This window comes from Neptunomonas marina (assembly GCF_004005935.1).
In the GTDB taxonomy this organism is placed as follows: Bacteria; Pseudomonadota; Gammaproteobacteria; order Pseudomonadales; family Balneatricaceae; genus Neptunomonas; species Neptunomonas marina.
In genome coordinates this window covers 1-720 of the sequence record NZ_SACQ01000021.1, presented here as the reverse complement: position 1 = coordinate 720, position 720 = coordinate 1, and the positions used below count along the sequence as shown (strand labels likewise).

Sequence of the window (720 nt, the reverse complement as noted above, 5' to 3'; positions counted from 1 at the left end):
TGCTTTTTCCAAGCACGTATCTTGCTAGGCATCTCTGCCACTAACCAATCGACTTTCCTATCCTTTGTTTCTGTCCTCTTTTCTACGCCACGGTAACCCGAGTCCGCTGATACAAATGATTCATTACCATGAAGGAGTGCTGGCAACTGATTTAGATCGTGATCATTAGCCGGTGTGGTGGTGAAGCTATGGATTAAGCCACGTTTTGCATCAACGCCGATATGAGCCTTTAAGCCAAAGAACCACTGCTTCCCCTTTTGAGTTTGGTGCATTTCGGGATCACGCGCGTTTGATTTATTTTTGGTGGAACTCGCCGCCTCAATGATCGTTGCATCCACGATCGTTCCTTCTTTAAAGTAGATACCGGAGTCAGACAGCCATGTGTTGACTTCTTTGAAGAGTTTACGGCCCAGTTTGTGTCTCTCAAGCAAGTGACGGAAATTCATGATGGTTGTGTGGTCTGGGATTGCGCCTTCTAATGATAGGCCGGCAAACAGCCGCATTGAGGTAATCTCATAGAGCGCGTCTTCCATCGCTGGATCACTCATGTTGTACCAGTTCTGCATAAAGTGAATGCGTAGCATAGTAGCGAGAGGGTATGGACGCCGACCCTTGCCCGCTTTTGGGTAGAACGGTTCAATTTGAGCTTCAAGTTGCTGCCATGGGATCAGTTCATTCATCCGACCAAGGAAAAGCTCTTTGCGGGTTTTACGGCGTTTG

1 protein-coding gene is annotated in these 720 nt (G+C 47.6%); it reads right to left on the bottom strand.

The genetic code is table 11. The annotated features are described in order from the left end of the window. On the bottom strand, positions 1–720 hold a 720-nt coding region (locus tag EOE65_RS17850), incomplete at both ends, for an IS5 family transposase (protein WP_127696267.1).